Here is a 23712-nt window from a genome sequence, read left to right on the forward strand (position 1 = left end):
TTGCTGCCGTGTTTGCCCGCTATGCCCGCCCCTGCCGTTCGGCCTGCCCTCGATTTTGAGCTGCTGTTTGAGATGCTGCCCGCGCCCCACGCGGTGCTGGCCCCCGACGGCACCGTGCTGGGCCTGAACGCGGCCATGACCACCCTGCTGGGCGCCGAAGAAGGAGCCTTGGTGGGACAGCCCCTGCCCACGCTGTGCGCGGCGGCCCAAGCCACCGGTGCCGTGCTGGCCGGTGAAGCCGCCTGGGCGGCCGCCCTGCCGGTGGTGCGGGCCGGCACTCCGCAGGTGCTGGTGCCGGCGCTGGCCACCGCCTCGGCGCACGTGCCCGGCGACTATTGGGAAGCCACCCTGCAGCCCGTGCCGCTGGGCAACCCGCGCTACCTGCTGGTGCGCCTGCTGAACGTGACCGACCGCCTGCGCAGCCAGCGCGCCGCCGAGCAGGAACACGAGCAGTTCCGCTTTCTGGCCGAAAACCTGCCGCAGCTGGTGTGGGCCACCTCGCCCACCGGCGAGCCGGAATTTCACAACCAGCGCTTCATCGACTACGTGGGGTACGACACCGCGCTCCTTGACGCACCCGCCCGCGCCAAGCTGTGGAGCGAAATCATGCACCCCGACGACCTGCCCGGCATGTACGCCCGCTGGAACGAAGCCCTGGGCTCGGGCCAGCCCTTCGAAATGGAGTTTCGTATGCGCGGGACCAACGGCGCCTACCGCTGGTTTTTGTCGCACGTGATGGCGCAGCACGACGAAGCCGGCCAGGTGCGCCGCTGGTTTGGGGCCTGCACCGACGTGGACGCCCGCCACCGCGCCCAGCTGCAGTTGGAGGGCCAGCAGCGCCTCATGCAGCGCATTCTGGACCAGCTGCCGCTCACCATCAGCACCATGGAAGGGCCCGAGCTGGCGTTCAGCTTTCTCTCGGCCCGAGCCCGCGAAACCATGGGCGCGCGCGCCACCGTGGGCCGCGGCGTGGCCGAAAGCCTGCCCGAGCTGGCTACTCAGGGCTACCTGGACCTGCTGAACCGGGTGCGCGAAAGCGGCCAGCCGCACTTTGGCACCGAAGAGCGCACCGAGCTGCTGAACCCCGCCACGGGCCAGCTCGAGGAGCGCTACCACGATTACGGCTACCTGCCCCTGCGCGGCGAAACCGGCAGCGGCGTGCTGGCCTACGGCATCGACGTGACCGAGAAGGTGCTGGCCCGCCAGCGCAGCGAAGCCCTGCAGGCCGAAGCCCACGCCGCCGACCAGCGCCTGCGCCGCGTGACCGAAAGCCTGCCCTTCATCACCTTCATCAGCGACCAGGAGGGGCAGGTGCTCTACCTCAGCCCGCAGTGGTATGCCTACACCGGCACCACCGCCGATGACGACCTGGCCAGCGCCTGGCACGCCTGCCTGCACCCCGACGACCGCCCCCGCGTGCAGACCGCCTACGCCGCCGCCCTGGCCGCGGGCACGCCCTGGCGCTACGAGCTGCGCCTGCGCCGGCACGACGGCCACTACCGCTGGTTTGTGAGCCAGGGTGTGCCCGAGCCCGTGGAAGACGCCCGGGCCGCCGGCCGCTCGCGCCAGTGGTTCGGCTCCGACCTCGACATCCACGACCTGCACGAGACCCAGCACCGCCTCGAGCTCAAGGACCAGCAGCTGAGCCGCATCCTGGAGCAGCTGCCCGCCTACGTGGCCACCCTGGAAGGCCCCGAGCACCGCTACTCGTTCTTCAACCCCAGCTACGCCGACCTGGTGGGCCACCGCGCCCGCCTGGGCGAGCCCGTGGCCCAGCTGCTGCCCGAGCTGGCTGCGCAGGGCCTCGAAGCCATGCTCGACCACGTGTACAAGACCGGCGAAACCCTCATTCGCCCCGAGCTGCCGCTACGCCTGCACAACCCGGACGGCTCCCACCCCGAGGTGTACATCGACCTCACCTACATTGCCTTGCGCGATGAGCAGGGGGCGGTAAACAGCGTGCTTAACTTCTCGAAAAACGTGACGGTGCGCGTGCGCGCCCGCCAGCAGGCCGAGCGCCTGGCCGCCGAAATGAGCCGGCGCGACGAGCAGGTGCGCGCCATCACGGCCTCGGTGCCGGTGTTCATTTTCAACTTCGACGCCGCGGGGTCCATCACCTACACCAACCCCTACTTCTACGAGTACACCGGCCTGGACCCCGCCGGCCCGCCCGATGACGCCTGGCAGGTGCTACACGACGACGACCGCGCCGCCGTGGCCGCCGTGGCCCAGGCCGCCATGGCCCGGGGCGAGGCCTGGCAGGCCACGTTCCGGGTGCGACGCCGCGACGGCGTGCTGCGCTGGTTTCAAACCAAAGCCCAGCCCTACACCGACGACGCCGGCCAGCCGGCCGGCTTCAGCGCGGCCACCGTGGAAATTCATGAGCTGCAACACCGCACCGAGGAGCTGACCCGCAGCCGCCTCGAGTTTGCGGCCCTGGCCGACAACATTGCCCAGTTGGCCTGGATGGCCGACCCCACCGGCTACATCGACTGGTACAACCGGCAGTGGTACGAGTACACGGGCACCGATTTCGAGTCCATGCAGGGCTGGGGGTGGAAGCTGGTGCACGACCCGGCCCTGGTGGAGGGCATTGCGCAGCGCTACCAGGCCAGCATAGCGGCCGGCGAGCCTTGGGAAGATACCTTCCCGCTGCGGCGGCACGACGGCGAGTTTCGCTGGTTTTTGAGTCGGGCGCGGCCCATCCGCGACGCGGCTACCGGCGCGGTGGTGCGCTGGTTTGGCACCAACACCGACGTGACCGAGCTGCGCGCGCTGCAAGACCGCCTCATCGAGAGCGAAGAGGAATTGCGCATTCAGGCCGAAAGCATTCCGCAGCAGGTGTGGACGGCCCGCCCCGACGGCACCGTGGATTTCTACAACCACCGCACCGCGGCCTACGTGGGCGTGTCGATGGAGAAAAACGGGGCCGCGCACTGGCTGGAGTTTGTGCACCCCGACGACCGCGCCCCCATGCAGGCGCGCTGGGACCAGGCCATCGCCTCGCAGCGCTACTACGAGGCCGAGTTCCGCCTGCGCCGCTACGACGGGCAGTACCGCTGGTTTCTCGGGCAGGCCCAGGCCCGCCGTGCGCCCGGCGGCCAGGTGCTGAAGTGGTACGGCACCAACACCGACGTGCACCAGCAGCGCCAGCTGCAGGAGCAGGTGCTGGCCAGCCAGTCGCGTTTCCAGCAGTTGCTCGAAACCCTGCCCCAGATGGCCTGGACCTCGCGCCCCGACGGCGCCGTGAGCTACTACAACCAGCGCTGGTACGACTTCACGGGCGGCACCTTTGCCGAGCTGCAGGACTGGGGCTGGGAGCGGTTCATTCACCCCGACGACCTGCCCGGCACGCTGCGCCGCTGGCAGCACAGCCTGCGCACCGGCGAGTCGTTTGAGGCGGAGCACCGCTGGCGCGACCAGCAGGGTGACTACCGCTGGTTTCTGGCCCGCGCCGAGGCCATTCGCGACAAGTCGGGCACCATTGCCCTGTGGGTGGGCGCCAACACCGATGTGCACGAGTTCAAGCAGGTGCAGCAGCAGCTGGAGGAGCAAAACGCCCGCCTGCTGCGCACCAACGAGGACCTCGACAACTTCGTGTACACGGCCTCGCACGACCTCAAGCAGCCCATCAACAACATGGCGGGCATCTTTGAGGAGCTCACGCGCACGGCCTACTTCCGCGACCCCGACGCCATCAAGCTCATCTCGTATTTTGAGCGGGCCCTGGCGCAGATTTTCAGCACCATCGACGACCTCAGCGCCATTGTGCGCGGGCAGCGCCAGCAGCAGGAAGTGCCCGCCGAAGCCGTGGCCCTGGCCCCGTTGGTGGCCGAAGTGGTGAACAGCCTGCAGGACCAGGTGACGCAGTCGGGCGCGCGCTTTGAGCTCGATTTCGACACCTGCCCCACCATCACCTTCGTGCGGCCCAACCTGCAAAGCTTGCTCTTCAACCTCATCAGCAACTCGCTGAAGTACGCCGCGCCCGGGCGCCCGCCCGTCATCCGCCTCAGCTGCACCCCCGACGCGGTGAGCGGCCGCCCCATCCTCACGGTGCAGGACAACGGCCTGGGCATCGACATGGAGCGCTACGGCGCGCAGCTGTTCCAGCTCTTCCGGCGTTTCCACACCCACGTGGAGGGCACCGGCATGGGGCTGTACCTGGTAAACCGCATCGTGCAAATCCACGGCGGGCGCTTGGAAGTGAGCAGCGTGGTGGACGAGGGCACTACGTTTACCATGCACTTGTAGGGACGTCGGGTGGGCCGTTCTCGCTTCGCCCGTGCGGGCGCCTCACCCCCTGCCCCTCTCCCCAGGGAGAGGGGAGCTACGGTGGAATGAGCTTGTCTTGATTGCCTACAACCGAAAAGGCCCGACTCATTGCTAAGCCGGGCCTTTGCTCATGTTTTCGATAGGCTCCCCTCTCCTTGGGGAGAGGGGCCGGGGGTGAGGCGCCCGCGCGAACGCCCGATGAACAGGGCCGTTCGGTTTTAGCCAAGCCCCCGCCTAAATTACGGGGCCTGCACCAGCAGGCGGGCCGTGGCCACGGGGCGGCCGGCGGCCAGCACGCGCACGGCGTAGAGGCCGGGCGCCAGCCCGGCCGGCAGGGCCACGGCCAGTTCGCCCCCCACGGGTTCGGCGGCCACCGCCGCCACGGCGCGGCCCAGCGCGTCGAGCAGCTGCACCCGCGCGGCCCCGCCCAGCGGCCGGGCCAGCGCCAGCCGCACCGTGCCCCCCGGCGCGGCCGGCTGCGGGTAGAGCACCACGGCCCCGGCCGGGACCGCGCCTGGGCGAACAGCCGACACCACGGGCACGAACTGGCTGCGGCAGGGCCGCTCGAAGGAGGCCAGCCACGCCGGCTGGGCCAGCAGCTGGCCGGTCGGGCTGCGCTGCCGGCCCTGGCCGCTGACCACGATGGTGCTGTCGCCGGGCAGCAGCTGCCAGCTCTGGGGCAGGGCCGCGGTCAGCGCCTGCGAGCAGTAGGTGTCGCGCCGGGTCAGCCGGCCCTGCGCGCTCAGGTGCAGCACCTCGAACTCGTTGGGCGCCGGGCGCGGCGTGACGGGAAAAGTGAGCACGCGCAGGCTGCCGTCGGCCGCCTCCTGCACCCCGCCCGTGAATTGCAGCGCGGTGGCGCTGCCCGCCGGCAGGGGCGCTTCAATGAGCGTGCGCCACACCACGCGCAGGGCCGTGTCGAGCCGGGCCACGAAGCCGTGGGTGCGCGCCCGCCCGCCCAGCGAATCCAGCTGCGCCTGCCCCGACACCACGTAGCCGCTGCCGTTGCGCAGGCGCAGGGCCCCGGCCGAGGCGAACATCTGCACGAAGGCGGCGCGGCCGAAGGGCTCTATCCACCGCGCCCGCCGGGGCTGGCCGCCCGAGTCGACCTCGAGGGCGTAGAGTTGGTAATTGACCGAGTCGCGCTGGGCGTCGCCCAGCAGCAGCCAGCCCCGGCGCGGGGCTTCCACGATGCGCCGCAAATAGGCGTAGGCCACGGCGGCGGGAAACTGCGCCCCGAGGCGGATGACGGGGTTGAGGTAGTTGCGCTGCCAGCGCAGCACGCCCGCCGTGTCGAGGCACACCAGCGAGAAGTGGTTCGACACCGGCGTTTGCCCCGTGCCGCTGTTGTCGCCCAAGCCGGCGATGTAGTAGCGCCCGTCGCGCGTGGCCGCATGCTGGCCGGCATGGTCCGTAACAATTGTCGGACGTGCCCGCACTCGAAGCGTGTCCCCACTCCCGTTGAGCCAATAATATTCGCCAGTGACCCCGATGCGGTTGCGGGCGGCTGTTCCGCCGTAGGCAAAGATGCCGTCGCGCCAAGCCGGGCCCGCTGCAGCCAACGACGGACCACGGGTTCTTTTTTGCCACAACAGCTGCCCGCGCTCGGTGTATTTCGCCCAGTACCCTCCGCCTGAGCTACCGCCCGAAACAACAATCGCCTTATCGCGAATCAAAAAATTAAAATACTGACTACTGACGTTTAACGAGTTAACGTTGCCAAACAAGTCCGTACGTTCCCAGTTGCCCGTTCCCTGTCCGTAGAGTTTCAAAGGGCCAGCTACTACCAACAGCCACAGGCCGTACATCCATGCCGTTTTCATGATTAATTCGTTTAATGGGTAGCGGAATGTTCCATGTGTGTAAGACGTGGGAAGCTGTCCCGAGATGGCGAACAAAAATCAATCCAGCGTCCTGTGCCCCTGAAGCAATAAGTGTGGCCAGGCTTTAAAAGCCTTGTTTGCGAAACGGAGCTATTGCGGCGAAAGAATATGGCTGTGAGGGCAAAAAATGACCGCAACCGCGTTATTTGCCGCTATCCTACTTCCGCCCTCGTTCCCATGAGCACTCCCCCGCCCCTGCCCGCCGTCGCGCTGCCCTCCAAGCTTCCCGATGTGGGCGTCAGCATCTTCACCCAAATGACCTTGCTGGCCCAGGAAACCGGCGCCATCAACCTGGCGCAGGGCTTTCCCGACTACGACCCGCCGCAGGAACTGCTGGAAGCGCTGGCCCGCCACGCCCGCACGCCGGGCCACCACCAGTACGCGCCCATGCCCGGCCTGCCGCGGCTGCGCGAAGCCATAGCCGCCCAGGTGGCCCGCCTGCAGCCCGACGCCCCCGCGCCCGACCCGGCCACCGAAATCACCCTCACGGCCGGGGCCACCGAGGCGCTGTACGCGGTGCTGGCCGCCGTGGTGCGGCCCGGTGATGAGGTGCTGGTGTTCGAGCCGGCCTACGACCTGTACGGCCCGGCCATCCGGCTGCAGGGCGGGGTGCCGCGCTACGTGCGCCTGCCCGCCCCCCACTTCCGGCCCGACTGGGACGCCGTGCGCCGCGTGGTATCGGCCCGCACCCGGCTGGTGCTCGTGAACACACCCCATAACCCCAGCGGCGCCGTGTTTTCGGCCGAGGATTGGGATGCGCTGGCCAAGCTGCTGGCCGGCACCAACGCCCTCGTGCTCAGCGACGAGGTGTACGAGCACCTGGTGTTTGACGGCACGCCACACCGCAGCGCGCGCCAGCACCCGGAGCTGCGCGAGCGCAGCTTCGTGCTCTCGTCCTTCGGCAAAACCTACCACGCCACCGGCTGGAAGGTGGGCTACTGCATTGCCCCGCCGGCCCTCACCACCGAGGTACGCCGCGTGCACCAGTTCCTCACCTTTGCCGTGAACACGCCCACCCAGCACGCCCTGGCCGACGCCCTCGAAAACGACCCCACCGACGCCCACGCCCGCGGCCTGGGCGCCTTTTACCAGCAGAAGCGCGACCAGTTCCGGGCCCTGCTCGCCGAGGGCGGCTGGGAGCTGCTGCCCGTGCCCGGCGGCTACTTCCAGCTGGCTCGCTACGACGCCCTGTCGCCGGCCTCCGACCTGGCCTTCGCTCAGTACCTAGCCCGCGAAAAAGGCGTGGCCGTGATACCCGTGTCGGCGTTTTACCACAACGGTTTTGACGAGGGGCTGATTCGGTTTTGCTTTGCGAAAGAAGCCACTACGCTGGAAGCCGCGGCCGCCCGGCTGCGGTAGTAAACGGAACGTCATGCAGAGCGCAGCGAAGCATCTCGCGTGCGGAAGTCATTCCATCAAAAGAATGAGTGGTAGCCCGCGAGATGCTTCGCTGCGCTCTGCATGACGTTCTCCTAAAGAAACGCTTTCGCCCTCATGCCCATGTCCGACCTCACCGTCTCCTTCCTCCAAACCGAGCTGCACTGGCAGGACGCCGCCGCCAACCGCGCCAGCCTCGACCTGGCCCTGGCTCGCCTCGACGGCCCCACCGACCTCGTGGTGCTGCCCGAGATGTTCACCACCGGCTTCAGCATGGAAGCTGCCACGTTGGCCGAACCCATGGACGGGCCCACCGTGGCGTGGCTGCGCGCCCACGCCGCCCGGCTCGACGCCGTGCTCACGGGCAGCGTCATCATCGAGGAAGACGGCGCTTACTACAACCGCTTGCTCTGGGTGCGCCCCGACGGCCGCCTGAGCTACTACAACAAGCGCCACCTTTTCACGCTGGCCGGCGAGCAGCACACCTACACGCCCGGCCGCGAGCGGCTGGTGGAAGAATGGCGCGGCTGGCGCATCTGCCCGCTGGTGTGCTACGACCTGCGCTTCCCCGTGTGGAGCCGCAACCAGCCCCATGAGCCTTACGACCTACTGCTGTACGTGGCCAACTGGCCTGCCGTGCGCCGCACCGCCTGGCGCACCCTGCTGCGCGCCCGCGCCATCGAAAACGTGGCCTGCGCCCTGGGCGTCAACCGCATTGGCCACGACGGCCTGGGCCACGCCTACAGCGGCGACTCGGCCCTCCTCGACGCTAAAGGCGGCTACCTGGTGGAGGCCCACGACCAGGCCGGCTCCTTCACGCACACCCTGAAAAAGGCTGAGCTGGACGACTTCCGCACCAAGTTCACCGCGCTGAATGACGGTGATGCGTTTGAGTTGCGGGCATAGGGCGGGCCACATTGTCATTGCTAGCATTCCGCGCATCAAGCGGGGCCCGAACAACCTGCCCTACTGCACGGCTAGGCGCTGCACGGCGGTAGCGCCATCGGTGCCCACGGCGCGCACCAGGTACACGCCGGCGGCCAGGCCGCTCAGGTTGAGGGCGTGGCGGCGCTGGGCAGCATCAACGGTGCGCACCACGCGGCCGGTGAGGTCAAGCAGGGTGAGGCGGGTGGGCGTGGCGGTTTCGACGGTGGCGGTGGCCGTGGCGGGGTTGGGGTACACGTTCAGGGCCAACGCGGCGGCGGCTTCGGCGCGGGTGGCCGTGAGCACGCGGTTGCGGGTGCCGAAGCTCAGCAGGCCGCCGGCCTGGGTGCCCACCAGCAGCTCGGGGGCGCCGTCGCCGTTCACATCGGCGGCAGCTAAGCCGTAGTGCGAATACGGGTCGAGGCCGAGGCGGGTGGGCTCGTAGCTGTTGGTAAGGGAGTTATACAGCACATCGGTGCGCTCCAGGAAGATACCGACCTGCGCGCGGTAGTTGCTGAACAGCCGCAGGTAGCCTGTGGCATCAGCCGTGAGCAGGTCGGGGAGGCCGTCGCCGTCGAAGTCGGCCACGCTGGGCGCCAGGTTGTCGGGCCGCGCGCCGGCGGCGGTACGAATGCGGCCAAAGTCATTGTTCACCAGCACGAAAGCACTGTCCAAAGGCCCGCGCCCGCGGTTGCGGAAGTAGCGCAGCGACATGCCCGGCTCGCGCACCTCGTTGGTGCCGATGAGCAGGTCGACGAAGCCGTCGTTGTCCACATCGGTGAAGCATGGGATGTCGCCCATGGTGTAGGGCAGCACGCCCAGCGTGGGCGCGGGGTTGGGCGGCGGCGTGGTGGTGGCGGGGCCCTGCGGCTTGAATATGACGGCCGTGCCGGGGTCGTAGGCCGCCGCCTGGCCGGGGCGGGCCGTGTTCAGGATGTAGGTAAACACGTTGGTGCCCCGGTCCCAAGCCGAGTACACTAGGTCGAGGGCGCCGTCGCGGTTCAAGTCGACAAGGAAGGGCTTGATGGCCAGCAAGCGCTGGGCGCTCAGGCCCAGATAGTCGTTGCTCACCAGCTGGAACACCGGCCGGGCGCGCGTGCCGGAGTTGTGGTAGTAGGCAATGGTGGCGCGGTACACGTTGTTCACGCGGTCGGCGTGGTTGGCCACCAGCAGGTCGGTCAGACCGTCGCCGTCGATGTCGCCGAAGGCCGGCGCGGCGCCTTCGCTCACGTCTATCATCGTGTTTTGCAAGAAGGCGTCGGTTTGCTTGGCGAAGGCCGGGGCGCCGCTGGCGGCGGTGTTGGTGAAGAGCTGGATGTTGTTGCGCATGCTCACCAGGTCGGCCTGATTGTTCAGCATGTTGGGGGCCACCACCAAGTCGGGGCGGCCGTCGAAGTTGGCGTCGAAAGAATAGCCGGCTGGAAACACCGACACCCGGGCCGGCGCCGCCGCCGACGGAAAGCTGGCGCTGATGCTGGCCTGCGTGAGCACGGGCGCCGCCGTGGTGCCCTGGTTGAGCAGGCGCACCAGCTCGGGGCAATTGTCGCGGCCGTCGAGCAGGTCCTGGTCACCGTCGCCGTCCAGGTCCACCAGCAGCAGGCTGTGGCCGCCGGTGTGCAGCGTTTTGTTGGCCGTGAAGCAGGCCTGGCCATTGAACATGTATTCGGCGCAGCCGCCGCAGGCGCGCAGGCTGCCCCAGTTGTCGGTGTTCATCCGGAAGGTGAGGGCGCTGCCGCAGGTGCCGGGGCTGGTGTTGAGGTACTGCTCGATGTAAACCGCGTTAATGAAATCATAGGTCATGATGTCGAGCTTGCCGTCGCCGTTCACGTCCTGAATGGCCGGCAGGTTGTAGCCGCCCACCGTGAGGTTGGCCGTGCCGGTGAAGTTGCCCGAAAACCGCAATTGGGAGCTGGCCAGCTGGAATTGCACCTGCCCGTTGACCAGCACATTGCGTAGGACGGCAATGTTGCCGCCGTTCACGTAGGTGAAGAGGTCGGCGCGGCCGTCGCAGTCATAGTCGCGCAGCAGCACCCAGCCGCGCAGGCTGTCGGGAAAAATGGACTCGTACTGCGGTGCGTACAGCCAGCGGCGGCCGGCCGTGGTACCGGGCGCAGCCACGTTCAGGAAGGTGTAGCTGCGGCTGCTCTCGTGGTCGAAGGCGTAGAGGTCGGGCTGGCCGTCGTTGTTCAGGTCGATGGTGCTGAACTGCGGGGTATTGAGGCCGCCGGCCCAGGCATTGGCCAGCGTGTCGGTGCCCTGCACCACCTTGCCCGCGGCCCGGTACTCAAACCCGAAACGACTGGCCGACTGGGCCCGCGCCCCGATGGAAAACGCCAGCAGCGCCAGCAAAAAAGCGTAAGAACGAAGCATAAGCAATAAGCAACGAGCGTGTGGAAAGAAGAACTGCCCGGCGCAGTACAAAAATCACGCCCACCTTTGCAGCAAGTTACACCCGGCCACTCGTTTCCGTTCATGCCCACTCCGCTCTATTCGCAGTACCTGGCCGCCGCCGGCCTCGTCAGCACCGATTCGCGCCAGGCCCAGCCCGGCACGCTATTCTTCGCCCTCAACGGCCCGAGCTTCCGCGGCGCGGCCTTCGCCACGCAGGCACTGGAAAAAGGCGCCCGCCACGCCGTGGTGGACGACGCCGACCTGGCCGCTACCGACCCCGCCCGCTACACCTACGCCCCCGACCCGCTGCTGGCCCTGCAGGCACTGGCCCGCGAGCACCGCGAGCAGTTCCGCATCCCGGTACTGGCCGTCACGGGCTCCAACGGCAAAACCACCACCAAGGAGCTGCTGACGGCCGTACTGGCACAGAAGTTTAAGGTGCTGGCAACCATCGGCAACCTCAACAACCACATCGGCGTGCCCCTCACGCTGCTGCGCCTACGGGCCGAGGAGCACGACTTTGCCGTGGTGGAGATGGGGGCCAACCATCAGCGCGAGATTGCCAGCTACTGCGAGTACGCGCAGCCCACCCACGGCCTCATCACCAACATCGGCCGGGCCCACCTCGAAGGCTTTGGCGGGCCCGAAGGCGTGGCCAAGGGCAAGGGCGAATTGTTCGATTACCTGGCCCGCACCGGCGGCTCGGCCTTCGTCAACACCCTCGACGCCAAGCTGCCCGGCTTGGCCGCCCAGGTGCCCACCCGCCTCAGCTACCCCGGCCCGGCCGACACCTATCCCGCCACGCTGCTCTCGGCCGCGCCCGCCGTGGCCCTGCGCCTGGCCGACGGCACCGACGTGGCCGCCCAGCTCACCGGCGACTACAACTTTCCTAACCTAGCTGCCGCCGCCGCCGTGGGCCTGCACTTTGGCGTGGCGCCCGGGCGCGTGGCCGCCGCGCTGGCGCAGTACAACCCGCAAAACAACCGCTCCCAGCTGGTGCGCACCGGGCGCGGCAACGAGTTGGTGCTCGATGCCTACAACGCCAACCCCAGCAGCATGGCCGCGGCGCTACGGAGTTTCGCGCAGCGCCCGACCAGCACCGGCCAAGGCCGCGTAGCTATTCTAGGCGACATGTTCGAGCTGGGCGAAGAAAGCCAGGCCGAACACGCCAAGCTGGGCCAGCTGCTGACCGGGCTGCCAATCGAGCAAGTGCTGCTCATTGGCGAGCAGATGCAGCACGCCCATGCTGCTTCCCCTCAGGCTCATTATTTCCCTACCAAAGCCGAAGCGGCCGACTGGCTGCGCCAGCACCCCATGCGCCAGCAACTGGTGCTGGTGAAAGGCAGCCGCGGCATGGCCTTGGAAACCCTTGTGGAACTGCTGTAATATTCAGTGAGCAGAACCGCCCGTATTGTTCACTGCTCACTGATAACTGTTCACTGCTAACTGCCCTAAAACGGGCTTTCGAACTCGGCCAGCGTGGGCAGGGTGGCGTCTTTGGCCGACACCAAGGCGTCGGCTACGCCCCAGTTGATGGCCAGGGCGGGGTCGTTCCAGCACAGGCCGCCTTCGCTGGCAGGGTCGTAGTAGTCGGAGCACTTGTAAAGGAACAGCGTGTCCTCTTCCAGCGCCACAAAACCGTGCGCGAAGCCCGCCGGAATAAACAAAATATTGCCCACGGCGGCACTGAGCTCTACTTGCGAGTGCCGGCCGTAGGTGGGCGAGTCGCGGCGCAGGTCCACCACCACGTCGCGCACGCGGCCGTGGGCCACGCGCACCAGCTTGGCCTGCGCGTGGGGCGGGCGCTGGAAGTGCAGCCCGCGCACCACGCCCGGCTGCGATTTCGACTGGTTGTCCTGCACCCAAGCAATGTCCGGCGGCAGGCCCAGCTCCTGCATTTGCCGGGCGCTGTAGGTTTCGTAGAACACGCCCCGGGAGTCGCCGAACAAGCGGGGAATAAATTCGATGAGCCCGGACAGGGCGTGGGTTTTGGCTTGCATTGGCGCAAAGGTAGGATGTGCCCGGGCCGCCCGCAGGGTCATTTTTTCACCGCCGCCACGGCCGAGACGTATTTGTCGAGCACCAGTTTCTCGTCGAATTTGGTTTCGGCAAGGTAGCGACTATTTTGGCCCATGCCGCGCAGGTCGGCGTCGCTCAGGCGCAGCACTTGCAGCATCTTGGCGGCCAGGTCTTCGCCCGAGCGCACCTGGCAGAGGTAGCCGTTGCGGCCGTCCACCACGGTTTCGCGGCAGCCGGGCACGTCGGTGGTCACGATGGGCTTGCCGCAGGCAGCTGCTTCGAGCAGGGTTTTGGGGGTGCCTTCGCGGTAGCTGGGCAGCACCACGCAGTCGGCCTGATGGATGTGGGCGGCCACATCATCGGAGCGGCCCAGGTATTCGATGTCGCCGCTCTTCAGCCACTCCTCAAACGTGGCGCGGGGCACGCCCACGCCGCCGGCCTCGTCGAGCCCGCCCAGCAGCTGCACGCGGGTGCCGGGCACGGCCTGCCGAATGATTTTGGCCGCCTCGAAGTACTCCACCACGCCTTTCTCATACAGCACGCGGGCCACCATCAGGAACACAAACGGCGTTTGGCGCACAAACTCCGCTGCCGGCCGAAACCGCTGGGTGTCGACGCCGGAGCCGGGCAGCAGGTCGGTGATTTCGCGGCGCACCAGGCCGTTTTCGAGGAACAGCTGCCGGTCATCGCCGTTCTGAAAGAATATTTTGGCCGGGAAGCGGAAGGCGAAGCGGTAGAGGCCCAGGGCCACTTTGCTCACGAAGTTCTTCACGATGAACACCGTGCCCAGCCCGCTCACGTTGTTGATGCTGGGAATGCCCGCCAGCTTGGCGGCAATGCTGCCGTAGATGTTGGGCTTGATGGTGTAGTGCAGCACCACGTCGGGCCGCTCCCGCTTGTAAATCTGGTAGAAGCGGCGCGTGAGGGCAGCGTCCTTCACCGGGTTGGTGCCCTTGTTTTCCATCAGGATGGGCACGTAGCGGCAACCCAGCTCGGATTCGAGGCGCGCAGAATAGTCGTCGGGCGGGGCAATGGCCAGCACTTCGTGGCCGGCGGCCTGCAGGGCGCGCACGAGGCTGGCGCGAAAATTCCAGATATTCCAGCTGGTGTTGATGACGATGGCGACGCGCACTTTTTGTTAGGGTAAGAGGGTATGGGAGTAGGCGGGTATGAGTTGGCAAAGGTCGGGCCTACGGCGCGATGGCAGGCATGTTGCGAACAAAAGCACCTCCTACCCCCATACCCTCCTGCCCTCATTCCCTATTTCTGCCGGTACTTTGTGGCCTGATTTTGTGTTAGCCCAGGTATGAACACTCGATTTTCGGCGCTGTTGTTGCTGCTTCCCCAACTGGCTGTGGCTGGCCCGCCCGTGCTGCCGGGCCAGGCCATTTTTCAGAAAAACTGCGTGCGCTGCCACGGCGCCAACGGCAAAAAGGGCCTCAACGGCGCCCACGACCTCACCAAAAGCAACCTCAACGCCTTCGGCCGCACCTACCTCGTCACCAACGGCATGGGCAAGATGCCGGCCTTCGGCAAGGTGCTCACGCCCGAGCAGGTGCAGCAGGTGGTGGCGTATTCGCTCACGCTGAAATAGCGTTTGGATTTTGAAAAAATCTGTCATCCTGAGCGCAGCGAAGGACCTTTTCACGTTTGCTTCGTTTGATAACTTCAAGCCGTTCTCGGGCGAGAAGGTCCTTCGCTGCGCTCAGGATGACAAATAGCTCCGACCACCCACCGACCAAGCACTAAGCACCAACCACCAAGCACCCATTACATGGCAACTTCCCAATCCGGCGGCCGCAAGCACACCAACAGCACCCGCCACATCGGCGCCACCGATAACGTGAAGGGCCGCGCCGGTCGCATCCTCGCCAAATCGGCCGACAACGGCACCTACGAGACCGCCAAGGAGCAGGAAACCGCTGTGCTCGTGAGCGTGCCCCCGCGCCGGCAATCCGAAGCCCAAACCCAGGAATACCTCGACGAGCTGGCCTTTCTGATTGAAACGGCCGGTGCCACCGCCACCAAGCGCTTCGTGCAGCGCCTCGAAAAGCCCGACATCCGCACCTATGTGGGCGAGGGCAAGCTGGCCGAAATCAAGGCCTACGTGCAGCACGAGGGCAGCAGCATGGTCGTGTTCGATGACGACCTCTCCCCTTCCCAACTCCGCAACCTTGAGGCCGAGCTGCTGGTGAAAATTGTAGACCGTTCGCTGCTCATTCTGGACATTTTCGCGCTGCGGGCGAAATCGGCCACTTCGCGCACGCAGGTGGAGCTGGCGCAATACCAATACTTGCTGCCCCGCCTCACCGGCCTCTGGACTCACTTGGACAAGCAGCGCGGCGGCGTGGGCATGAAGGGCCCCGGCGAAACCGAGATTGAAACCGACCGCCGCATCGTGCGCGACCGCATTGCCTTTCTGAAGGAAAAGCTCGAAGACCTCGACAAGCAAAGCCACACCCAGCGCAAAAGCCGCGGCGGCCTGGTGCGCGTAGCCCTGGTGGGCTACACCAACGTGGGCAAAAGCACCCTGATGAACGTGCTGGGCAAGGCCGACGTTTTCGCCGAAAACAAGCTTTTCGCCACCGTGGACGCCACCACCCGCAAGGTGGTGCTCGACAACAACCCCTTCCTGCTGTCCGATACCGTGGGGTTCATCCGCAAGCTGCCCACCAAGCTCATTGAGAGCTTCAAGAGCACGCTCGATGAGATTCGCGAGGCTGACCTGCTGCTGCACGTGGTCGACATCTCGCACCCCGGCTTCGAGGAGCAGATTCAGGTAGTGAACGACACGCTGGCCGACATCGGCGCGGCCGATAAACCCGTGCTACTGGTGTTCAACAAAATAGACCAGTACAAGCCCGACGAGGCCGAAAAGGACCCGTTCGGCGAAGTGCACGAGTCGGAAGATGAGGAATCGGCCGCGCCGCGCCCGCCGCTGGAGCAGCTGCAGGCCACCTACATGGCCAAGCTGCACGACCCGGTGGTTTTTGTGTCAGCGCAGCAGCGCACCAACCTGGAAGAGCTGCGCGAGCTGCTGGCCAAGCGTGTGGCAGCCCTGCACCAGCAGCGCTACCCCTACCAGACGGCTGCCGAGTAGGCGTGTGTTACGCCTATGTTACCAATGCGGAATGGGCGGCCTAAGTTGAGTTTTTCGCGTAAGGGAGCAAACTGCGCCATAACGGCCGGTTTGCTTCCTTATGTCAGATTCGATGTTTCGCCGGGCTACGCTGGCGGCTGCGCTACTGAGTACGGCCAGCGCGGCCCACGCGCAGGTGCAGGAACGGGTGTACCCGCCCGCCGCGCCCACTGCCCAGGACACGGCCGCCAACGATGCCCAGCTGCACGACAAGCAGCAGTTTGCCAACCCCTCGGTGCTGGGCATGGGCCCCAGCAAGGGCCTGATAGTGCGCTACGAGCGAATGCCGCGCTTCGGGGTGTCGTCGTCGGCGCAGGTGCAGGGGCTGAATGATTTCAGCACCGAGGCCACCAAAAACGCCCGCCTGTCTATCAAGGGCTACATTCCGGCTTGGAACCACCCGCACCTCAAGGTGATTGTGGGACTGAGCTACGAGCGCGAGGAATTTCAGTTTGCGCAGCTGCCCACTTCTTACGAGCTCTACGACAACATCGAAAACAAGGGCCTGAAGAGCACCGCGGCTCAAATTGCCATTATCCGGCCCGTGGATGACGTGCACTGGTACCTGGCCCGCGTGAAAGGCGAGCTCAGCGGCGACTACACGTCGAGCGAGCTTTCTAAATCTGATTATTCCCGCTTTTCGGCCGAGGCCATTTATGGCTGGAAGCGCAGCCCGAATTTCTCGTGGGGCGTGGGCTTTCAGTACGGCTACACGTTTGGGCGTCTCAGCATCTACCCAGCCGTGGTGTACAACCGCACCTTCAACAACCGCTGGGGCGTAGAGGCTTTGGCGCCGGCCCGCATTACGCTGCGCTACAACGTGAACCCCAGCTCCATTCTCTACGCCGGCTACACCGTGGACGGCTACAACTACATCGTGCACCTGACGCGCGCGCCGCTAGCCCGCAAAAACGCCGACGGCAGCCCCGACCTCAGCAAGGCCGTGCTCAGCACCCTGGAGCTGCGCGAAACCGAAGTCAAATTCCGGCTGCGCTGGGAGCGCGAGCTGCTGAGCTTCCTGTGGCTGGGCGCCGAGGGCGGCTACCGCTACAACTACGCCTTCGACGCCTTCGACCGCACCAACGCCGACCGCGAGAAAATCATCGACTCGCAGCTGAACGGCGCGCCCTACGCCAGCCTGGAACTGTTCATCACGCCGCCGCGCAAGCTGTTGGAGAAGGCCGGCGTACGCCGCTAGGCTGAGGCCGGGGCTACAAACCCGGCCATCTTTTGGCGCTTAAGCCTTGTGCTGCCCCAACTCGTCTATACGTTTTATCCTATAACAGCAAACCCAATGGCCAGTCTCACGACTGGCCATTTTTATTGGCCCAATGCCGACGGTCTGCCGCCGCCTCTACCAGCGCCTTCTTAAGCTCCGCCGTACCTTGCCGGAACAAATTCGTTTTTGGCTTAAAATGACACTTTTATTCTCTTCTTAGAGTTGGCGGCGGGCAGAGGCGTGAGCTAATGTGCGTCTGAGCCCTCGCGGAGCGAAGGAAGTTTCAGCTGGTTCTTTTCATTTCTCATTTCAGTATTTAATGAGCAAAGTACTATTATTTGCAATCGCGCTGTTTGTGGGCCTGATGGGCGGCGCCCGCCCGGTAGCAGCCCAGATTTTGCGGGCGCAGCCCGGTCCGGCCCGGCGCGTGGCCCTGGACGTAGCGCTGCTGCGGCAGCAGCTGGCCCCGGCACCGGGCGCCAGCGTGCGCGCCCGGCAGGCGACCGCCTACCGCGTGAGCTTGCCCACCCTAGGCGGCGAGCGGACCTTTGTGCTCACCGAGTCGTTTGTGCTGCCGGCCACCGATGCGGCGGCCCAGCGGCGGCTGCGCACTTTCGTGGGCTACGAAACCGGCCGGCCCGCGCACCGCATATCCATTGTACTGACGCCCAAGGGCCTTACGGCCGACTTTGCCGGGGGCACTGAGGCGGCCAGCCTGCGGCCCGCGCCCGATGGCCAGGCCTACCTGCTGCAGCCCACTGCGCCCGATGCGGGCCCCTGCGGCGTGGTCGACGCGGCCAGCGGGCTCCGGCGGCCCGGCAGTTTCTCGACCCAGCCCGCGCCGTTCAGCTTTGGCACGCAGCTGCGGCGCATTCGCTACGCCATCCTCGTCACGCAGGAATTCTACACCGACAACGGCGGCACCGACCCATTGGTGGAGCAGGCCGTGGTGACGGCCATGAACCAGATGTCGGCCCTCTACTCGCAGGAGCTGTCGGTGAGCTTCGAGCTGGCGCTGCCCAGCAGCGGCAGCTACTACTTTTCGGCCATGACCACACCCACCCTGGCCAGCTCGGACGCTGCTGCCGCGGGCCGGCTGCGCAACCAGAACCTGGGCGAAGTGGCGGGCTTCATCGGCGGCCGTTTTGCCAGCAGCTCGTACGACCTGGGCCACTGCTTCCACAACAGCGGCGGGGGCGTGGCCTACGTGGGCATCATCTGCAACAGCAACCTGACCTACCGGGCCGGGGCGTGGTCGGGGGTGCGGCCCACGGGATTCCGGCAGGTGCTGGCCCATGAGATGGGGCACCAGCACGGGGCTTCGCACACGTTTACGGGCCCCTGCGGCAGCGGCTCGCTGGGCAGCAACTTGGAGCCCGGCGGCGGGGCCACCATCATGGGCTACACCTACGTGTGCGGCGCCCAAACCCTGCAAGGCGTGGGACCTACGGACGAAGACCATTTCAATACGCTTTCGCTCAGCCAGATGCGCGACGAGCTGCTGAGCGTGAGCTGCCCCACCGTGACGGCCAACGCCAACCGCCCGCCCACCCTGAGCGCCGGGGCCGACTACGTGATTCCGCGCAACACGCCCTTCACCCTCACGGCCAGCGGCGCCGACCCCGACGGCGAGGCCCTCGTGTACACCTGGAACCAGTTCGACTACACCACCAACCTCAACGCCCTGGGCAGCATCGTGGGCACGGGCGGCCTGGCCGCCGTCGACGACCCCGAGGCACCGCTGTTTCGGCCCCGGCCACCGCGCACCACGCCCAGCCGCACGTTTCCGGACCTGCAGTACGTGCTGGCTAATAGTAACCGGCCGGCCGACATCCTGGGCGAGGCCCTGCCCAACGTGGGCCGCGACCTGCACTTTGTGGTGACGGCCCGCGACCAGCGCGCCAGCGGCGGCACCTTCACCACCGACAACGTGACCCTGACCGTGGCCCCCGGCACCGGTCCCTTCGCCGTGACCACCCAGAACACGGCCGCGCTCTGGATAGCCGGCCAGCAAGCCACCGTGACGTGGTCCGTGAACGGCACCAACGCAGCGCCCATCAACGTGGGCCAGGTGCGCATCACGCTTTCCACCGACGGCGGCCAGACCTTCCCGACGGTGCTGGCTGCCGCTACGTCCAACGACGGCACCGAAGCCGTGAGCATTCCGGCTGTGACCACCACGCAGGCACGCCTCCGCGTGGAGGCCGTGGGCAACATCTTCTTCGACGTCAACGACGTGGATTTTCCCATCGGGCCCTGCGCGCCGGTGGCCTCGCAGCTGTTGCCCGCCACGGCCGTGAGCGCCCCGGTCGGCGACGCTGCTCTGAACCTGACACAGAACGCCTTCAGCCTCACCGAGCTCGCGGGCGTGAACCAGCTGACCGGCACCATCGCGGCCACCGACCCCACCACGTTTCTGTCGAACAACGTGAGCACCTGCTTCCGCTACAGCAACGTGCAGTACTACGACAGCTACGTGTTTGTGCCTTCAACCACGGGCACCTACACCATCGGCACACCCGTGGGTTTCAATAACATGGTTATTCGGGTGTACGACAGCAACGGCTTCGTGCCCAGCGACCCCTGCCAGAATGTGCTGGCCAACAATTTTATTCCCAGCACCTTTTTATCCCGCAACCTGACGGTGGCACTCACGGCCGGGCAGCGCTACACGCTGGTGCTGTCAGATTTTGGCAGCACCACGCCGTCGGCGCCGGTGCCGGGTGCCTACAGCGTCACGTTCACGTCGTCGCCGGCCGGGGGCAAGGTGTTTGCGCCCTTGGCGAGCCTGGGCTATGAGTACCAATACGCCGTGGTGAACACCGCCACCAACGCCGTGGTGCAGGTGGCTCCCGCGGCTGACCTGCGCTCCCTGCCGGCCGGCACCTACGATGTGTACGGCCTGCTGCTGCAGGGCGGCTACAACGTGAGCTCGCTGCAAAACGGCTTGTTGAGCAGTCTGCAGACGGCCCTGGGCAACCTGGCGCCCTGCGGCCAGCTCAGCACCAACACCCGGCGCGTCACCATCACCGGCAACCCGCTGCCGGTGGTGCTCACCAGCTTCACGGGCCGGGCCGCCGGGCCGGTGAACGCCCTGGAATGGACCACGGCTTCGGAAGAGAAAGTGGCGTATTTTGAAGTGCAGCGCAGCCTCGACGGCACCACGTTTGCCGCGCTGGGCCGGGTGCCGGCCACTAACACCAGCACGGCCCACCGCTATACTCTCTCCGACACTGCCCCGCCCGCTGGCCTGGCCTACTACCGCCTGCTGGTGCAGGACCAAGACGGCCCGGCCAGCTACTCGCCCACCGTCAGCGTGCAGCGCGACGCAGCCCCTCAACCGGCGCTCAGCCTGCAGGCTTTCCCCAACCCGGTTCCCACGGGCACCACGCTGCAGCTGCAGCTGCAAAGCCCCCGCGCCCAAACCGTGCAGCTCAGCGCCACCGACCTGGTGGGCCGCACCGTGTGGCAACAGACGGTGACGCTGCCCGCCGGCACCACCTTGCTGCCCGTGCCCGGTACCAGCCGCTGGCAGGGCCTCTACGTGTTCAAGCTGCAGCCGACCACGGGTGCGCCGCTGCAGCAGAAGGTATCGTTTTAAAAGGTGCTGCCGCAGCAGTAAAGCAAAACGGTCATGCTGAGCATGACCGTTTTGCTTTACTGCTTTGCCATCCGGCGCTTCAGGCCTTTTAGCCACGCGTAGGTGGCCTCCTGAGCACGCAGGGGCTTTTCGCCTTCGGCGGCTTCAATGTATTTGTTGTCGAAATCGCGGGCCTTCACATTGTCGCGGCGCTGCAGGTCGAGCAGGTGGCGCACTTCAGCCCGCAGGCCGTCGTCGAAGATGGGGAAAGCTACTTCCACGCGGCGGTCGAGGTTGCGTGTCATCCAGTCAGCCGACGAAACGTACACTTTCTCCTCGCCGCCATGGCCGAATACATACACGCGGCTATGCTCCAGGAAACGGTCTACTAGGCCGCGCTGCTGAATGTTGGCACTGCATTCGGGCAGGCCCGGCAGCAAGCGGCCAATGCCGCGCACAATGAGCTCGATGCGCACGCCGGCCTTGCTGGCTTCGTAGAGCTTGGCAATCATGCCTTCGTCCTCAATGGCGTTGACCTTGAGAATGATGGAGGCATCCCTGCCCTTTTTGGCCTGCTTGATTTCGTAGTCGATGAGGGTGCTGAGGCCGGGGCGCAGGCCGAAAGGCGCCACCAGCAGGTATTCCAGCTGGGGCACGGTGCTTTGGTCGAGCAGGTAGCCAAACACGGCCGCCGACTCCTGCGTGAGCCGCTCATCGGCCGTGAACAGACCGTGGTCGGTGTAAAGGCCGGCGGTGCTTTCGTTGAAGTTGCCGGTGCTGAAATAGGCGTAGCGGCGGGTGGTTTCGTCGGCTTCGCGGCGCGCAATGAGCAGCAGCTTGCTGTGGCACTTGAGCTCGGGCGGCGTGAACACGACGTGGGCGCCGGCGCGCTTCAGCTTGTCGGCCCAAAACAGGTTCGACTCTTCGTCAAAGCGCGCTTTCAGCTCCACCACGGCCGTGACCTGCTTGCCGTGCTTGGCGGCTTTGAGCAAGGCTTTTACCACGGCGCTTTTGCTGGCCACGCGGTAGAGCGTGATGCTGATGCTGGACACGCGCGGGTCGGTGGCGGCTTCGCGCAGCAGGCGCGTCACGTAGTCGAAGCTTTGGTAGGGCGGGTGCAGCAGGTGGTCGCGCTGCCCAATGGCGTCGAGCAGGCTGCCCGTGCGCGGCAGCGTGGGGTGGGCCAGCGCCGGCCACTCGGGGTACTGGAAGCTGGTTTCGCCAAAATCCGGGAAGCCGAAAAAGTCGCGGAAATTGTGGTAGCGGCTGCCTTCCACCAGCTCTTCGTCGGTGATGCCGGTTTTCTGTTTGATGGCGCGCAGGGCCTCGGCGGGCATGCGGGGGTCGTAGAGCAGGCGGGCCGGAAAACCGGTGGTGCGCTTGGCCAGGCTGCTGCGGATTTTCTCCATCAAGTCGCCCGATACTTCTTCCTCGATATCAAGCTCCGCATCGCGCGAGAGCTTGATGGCGTTGACGTCGACCCGCTCGTACGCCGGAAACAGCTCGGCCGCGCCGACCCGGATAACGTCGTCGAGAAACAACACGAACCGCTCCTCGCCCTCGTCCGGCAGGCGCACGAAGCGGCCGCCGTGGCGCTTGGTGGGCAGCTCCATCACCAGCACACGCTCAGCTTCGGCTTTGGCCTTACGCTCGCGCGGCTGGCTGAGGAAGAAGGTGAGGTAGACGGCCTGGTCCTTCAGAAAGAGGTGGTGCAGCGTCTCGTCCAGCGCCACCGGCGAGAGCAGGTCGCGCACGTTTTCGCGGAAGTAGCGGGCCGTCCACTCGCGCTGCGCGTCGGTCAGCTCCGCTTCGCTGATGAGGTGAATGTGGTGGGCGTTAAGCTCGGGCAGTAGCTGCTCCCTGAACGTGGCGCCGAATTCCTCCTGCTGCCGCGCCACTTCGGCCAGCACTTCCTTCAGCACGCGCTTGGGCCGCTCGCTGAGCCGGGCGCGGGTTTTCTTTTTGAGCTTGGCCAGTCGCCGCAGCGTGGCCACGCGCACCTTGAAAAACTCGTCGAGGTTGCTGCTGAAAATGGCCAGAAACTTGAGCCGTTCCAGCAGCGGCACGGCGGGGCTCTGGGCTTCTTGCAGCACGCGGGCGTTGAAACGCAGCCAGCTCAGGTCGCGGGAAAGGACTTTCAATTCGTGGGGATTATTGAAAAAATTAACGAAATGGGCCTGCTGAACGAAGTCAAAGCATCTCTACCGCTTCGTTACGAAGGCATTAAATCCTTCTACGGCAGAGATGCGTCGGCTGTGTCTGGCCAGACGTTATTTTTTCGTAATCCAGTTTGCCGACGGCTTATTCCGCATTGCGCGGGTAGTCGTAGAAGTAGAACTCGGCGTTGGCTTTGGCCACGTCTTCCCAGCGGTCGGTATCGAAGCGCAGGCACACCACGGCGGCGGTGGGCATCTCGTTCAGCGACGACGGCGACAGCTCATTGGCCGTTTCGGTGATGGTGGGGTTGTGGCCCACTAGCAGCACCGAAGCAGCCGTGTCGGGCAGGTGGTGAATGACGCCGAGCAGCCCGTCCACGTCGGTGTTGTAGATGCCGGCATCGACCACAATCTTGTCGTGGGGGTATTGCATTTCGCGGGCCACCAGCACGGCCGTGCTCATGGCGCGCACGGCCGGCGAGCTCACCACCAAATCTGGGCAGATGCGGCGCTTGGCCAGGGCCTTGCCCATGAGCGGGGCATCGTCGCGGCCCCGGTCGTTGAGGGGGCGTTCCTGGTCGCTGAGCTCGTCGAAGCTCCAGCTGGATTTGGCGTGGCGAAGGAGGTACAGGGTTTTCATGAAAGCGAAGCTAGGGGCGTTTGGCTTACCGCGGACATTAGGAAAAGGTTATGGTGCAGGACGCCCGAAAATTCATTCGGCCGCAGAAGCAACAGTGGCTTACCACCAAGTG

At 66.0% G+C, this 23712-nt stretch carries 14 protein-coding genes; 8 read left to right on the forward strand and 6 right to left on the reverse strand.

Annotation, left to right across the window (positions count from 1 at the left end):
• The first annotated feature begins 21 nt into the window (after window positions 1–21).
• Window positions 22–4251, forward strand: a complete 4230-nt coding sequence (locus MUN81_RS20955; RefSeq protein ID WP_245114019.1) for a PAS domain-containing protein — start codon at window positions 22–24, stop codon at window positions 4249–4251.
• A gap of 260 nt (window positions 4252–4511) precedes the next feature.
• Here the strand turns inward: MUN81_RS20955 and MUN81_RS20960 are convergent, their stop codons facing one another.
• Window positions 4512–5630 (reverse strand): hypothetical protein, encoded by a 1119-nt coding sequence (locus MUN81_RS20960; protein ID WP_245114020.1) that lies wholly within the window; start codon window positions 5628–5630, stop codon window positions 4512–4514.
• A 702-nt stretch (window positions 5631–6332) separates the two neighbouring features.
• Between MUN81_RS20960 and MUN81_RS20965 the strand changes: the two genes are divergently transcribed.
• On the forward strand, window positions 6333–7514 hold the full coding sequence (locus MUN81_RS20965; RefSeq protein WP_245114021.1) for a methionine aminotransferase: 1182 nt from the start codon (window positions 6333–6335) through the stop codon (window positions 7512–7514).
• Between the two features lie 141 nt (window positions 7515–7655).
• The gene (locus MUN81_RS20970) at window positions 7656–8438 is read left to right on the forward strand and encodes an amidohydrolase (protein WP_245114022.1); all 783 of its coding nucleotides are present in this window, start codon (window positions 7656–7658) and stop codon (window positions 8436–8438) included.
• A 60-nt stretch (window positions 8439–8498) separates the two neighbouring features.
• Here MUN81_RS20970 and MUN81_RS20975 read toward each other — a convergent pair whose 3' ends face one another.
• Window positions 8499–10826, reverse strand: coding sequence for a T9SS type A sorting domain-containing protein (locus MUN81_RS20975; protein WP_245114023.1), 2328 nt, complete (start codon window positions 10824–10826; stop codon window positions 8499–8501).
• A gap of 102 nt (window positions 10827–10928) precedes the next feature.
• On the opposite strand from MUN81_RS20975, the gene murF reads away from it, so the two are divergent.
• Complete coding sequence (gene murF, locus MUN81_RS20980; RefSeq protein WP_245114024.1) at window positions 10929–12233, forward strand: UDP-N-acetylmuramoyl-tripeptide--D-alanyl-D-alanine ligase; 1305 nt, start codon at window positions 10929–10931, stop codon at window positions 12231–12233.
• Between the two features lie 65 nt (window positions 12234–12298).
• On the opposite strand, the gene rfbC is transcribed toward murF, so the two are convergent.
• Together rfbC and MUN81_RS20990 are read right to left on the reverse strand one after the other, a co-directional pair.
• On the reverse strand, window positions 12299–12847 hold the full coding sequence (rfbC, locus tag MUN81_RS20985) for a dTDP-4-dehydrorhamnose 3,5-epimerase (RefSeq protein WP_245114025.1): 549 nt from the start codon (window positions 12845–12847) through the stop codon (window positions 12299–12301).
• 38 nt (window positions 12848–12885) lie between these two features.
• A complete protein-coding gene (locus MUN81_RS20990) occupies window positions 12886–13998 on the reverse strand; it encodes a glycosyltransferase family 4 protein (RefSeq protein WP_245114026.1) in 1113 nt (370 codons plus the stop codon).
• 174 nt (window positions 13999–14172) lie between these two features.
• Between MUN81_RS20990 and MUN81_RS20995 the strand changes: the two genes are divergently transcribed.
• The 4 genes from MUN81_RS20995 to MUN81_RS21010 all read left to right on the forward strand — a co-directional run bounded on the left by MUN81_RS20995 (window position 14173) and on the right by MUN81_RS21010 (window position 20825).
• Window positions 14173–14460, forward strand: coding sequence for a cytochrome c (locus MUN81_RS20995; protein ID WP_245114027.1), 288 nt, complete (start codon window positions 14173–14175; stop codon window positions 14458–14460).
• A gap of 180 nt (window positions 14461–14640) precedes the next feature.
• On the forward strand, window positions 14641–15966 hold the full coding sequence (gene hflX / locus MUN81_RS21000) for a GTPase HflX (RefSeq protein ID WP_245114028.1): 1326 nt from the start codon (window positions 14641–14643) through the stop codon (window positions 15964–15966).
• A gap of 100 nt (window positions 15967–16066) precedes the next feature.
• Window positions 16067–17203, forward strand: coding sequence for a DUF6268 family outer membrane beta-barrel protein (locus MUN81_RS21005; RefSeq protein WP_245114029.1), 1137 nt, complete (start codon window positions 16067–16069; stop codon window positions 17201–17203).
• A 340-nt stretch (window positions 17204–17543) separates the two neighbouring features.
• Window positions 17544–20825 carry a M12 family metallo-peptidase gene (locus MUN81_RS21010; RefSeq protein ID WP_245114030.1) on the forward strand — a complete coding sequence of 1094 codons (3282 nt, stop codon included), beginning with the start codon at window positions 17544–17546 and terminating at the stop codon, window positions 20823–20825.
• Window positions 20826–20881: 56 nt separating this feature from the next.
• Here the strand turns inward: MUN81_RS21010 and ppk1 are convergent, their stop codons facing one another.
• Together ppk1 and MUN81_RS21020 are read right to left on the reverse strand one after the other, a co-directional pair.
• Window positions 20882–22945, reverse strand: coding sequence for a polyphosphate kinase 1 (gene ppk1, locus MUN81_RS21015; protein WP_245114031.1), 2064 nt, complete (start codon window positions 22943–22945; stop codon window positions 20882–20884).
• Window positions 22946–23105: 160 nt separating this feature from the next.
• Complete coding sequence (locus tag MUN81_RS21020; RefSeq protein ID WP_245114032.1) at window positions 23106–23600, reverse strand: histidine phosphatase family protein; 495 nt, start codon at window positions 23598–23600, stop codon at window positions 23106–23108.
• Window positions 23601–23712: the final 112 nt, after the last annotated feature.

Source organism: Hymenobacter sp. 5317J-9 (genome assembly GCF_022921075.1).
Taxonomy (GTDB): domain Bacteria; phylum Bacteroidota; class Bacteroidia; order Cytophagales; family Hymenobacteraceae; genus Hymenobacter.

Coding starts and splice junctions, on each gene's coding strand:
- MUN81_RS20955 (WP_245114019.1), top strand. CDS start 22: ATGCCCGCCCCTGCCGTTCGGCCTGCCCTCGATTTTGAGCTGCTGTTT.
- MUN81_RS20965 (WP_245114021.1), top strand. CDS start 6,333: ATGAGCACTCCCCCGCCCCTGCCCGCCGTCGCGCTGCCCTCCAAGCTT.
- MUN81_RS20970 (WP_245114022.1), top strand. CDS start 7,656: ATGTCCGACCTCACCGTCTCCTTCCTCCAAACCGAGCTGCACTGGCAG.
- MUN81_RS20975 (WP_245114023.1), bottom strand. CDS start 10,826: ATGCTTCGTTCTTACGCTTTTTTGCTGGCGCTGCTGGCGTTTTCCATC.
- murF (WP_245114024.1), top strand. CDS start 10,929: ATGCCCACTCCGCTCTATTCGCAGTACCTGGCCGCCGCCGGCCTCGTC.
- rfbC (WP_245114025.1), bottom strand. CDS start 12,847: ATGCAAGCCAAAACCCACGCCCTGTCCGGGCTCATCGAATTTATTCCC.
- MUN81_RS20995 (WP_245114027.1), top strand. CDS start 14,173: ATGAACACTCGATTTTCGGCGCTGTTGTTGCTGCTTCCCCAACTGGCT.
- hflX (WP_245114028.1), top strand. CDS start 14,641: ATGGCAACTTCCCAATCCGGCGGCCGCAAGCACACCAACAGCACCCGC.
- MUN81_RS21005 (WP_245114029.1), top strand. CDS start 16,067: ATGTCAGATTCGATGTTTCGCCGGGCTACGCTGGCGGCTGCGCTACTG.
- MUN81_RS21010 (WP_245114030.1), top strand. CDS start 17,544: ATGAGCAAAGTACTATTATTTGCAATCGCGCTGTTTGTGGGCCTGATG.
- MUN81_RS21020 (WP_245114032.1), bottom strand. CDS start 23,600: ATGAAAACCCTGTACCTCCTTCGCCACGCCAAATCCAGCTGGAGCTTC.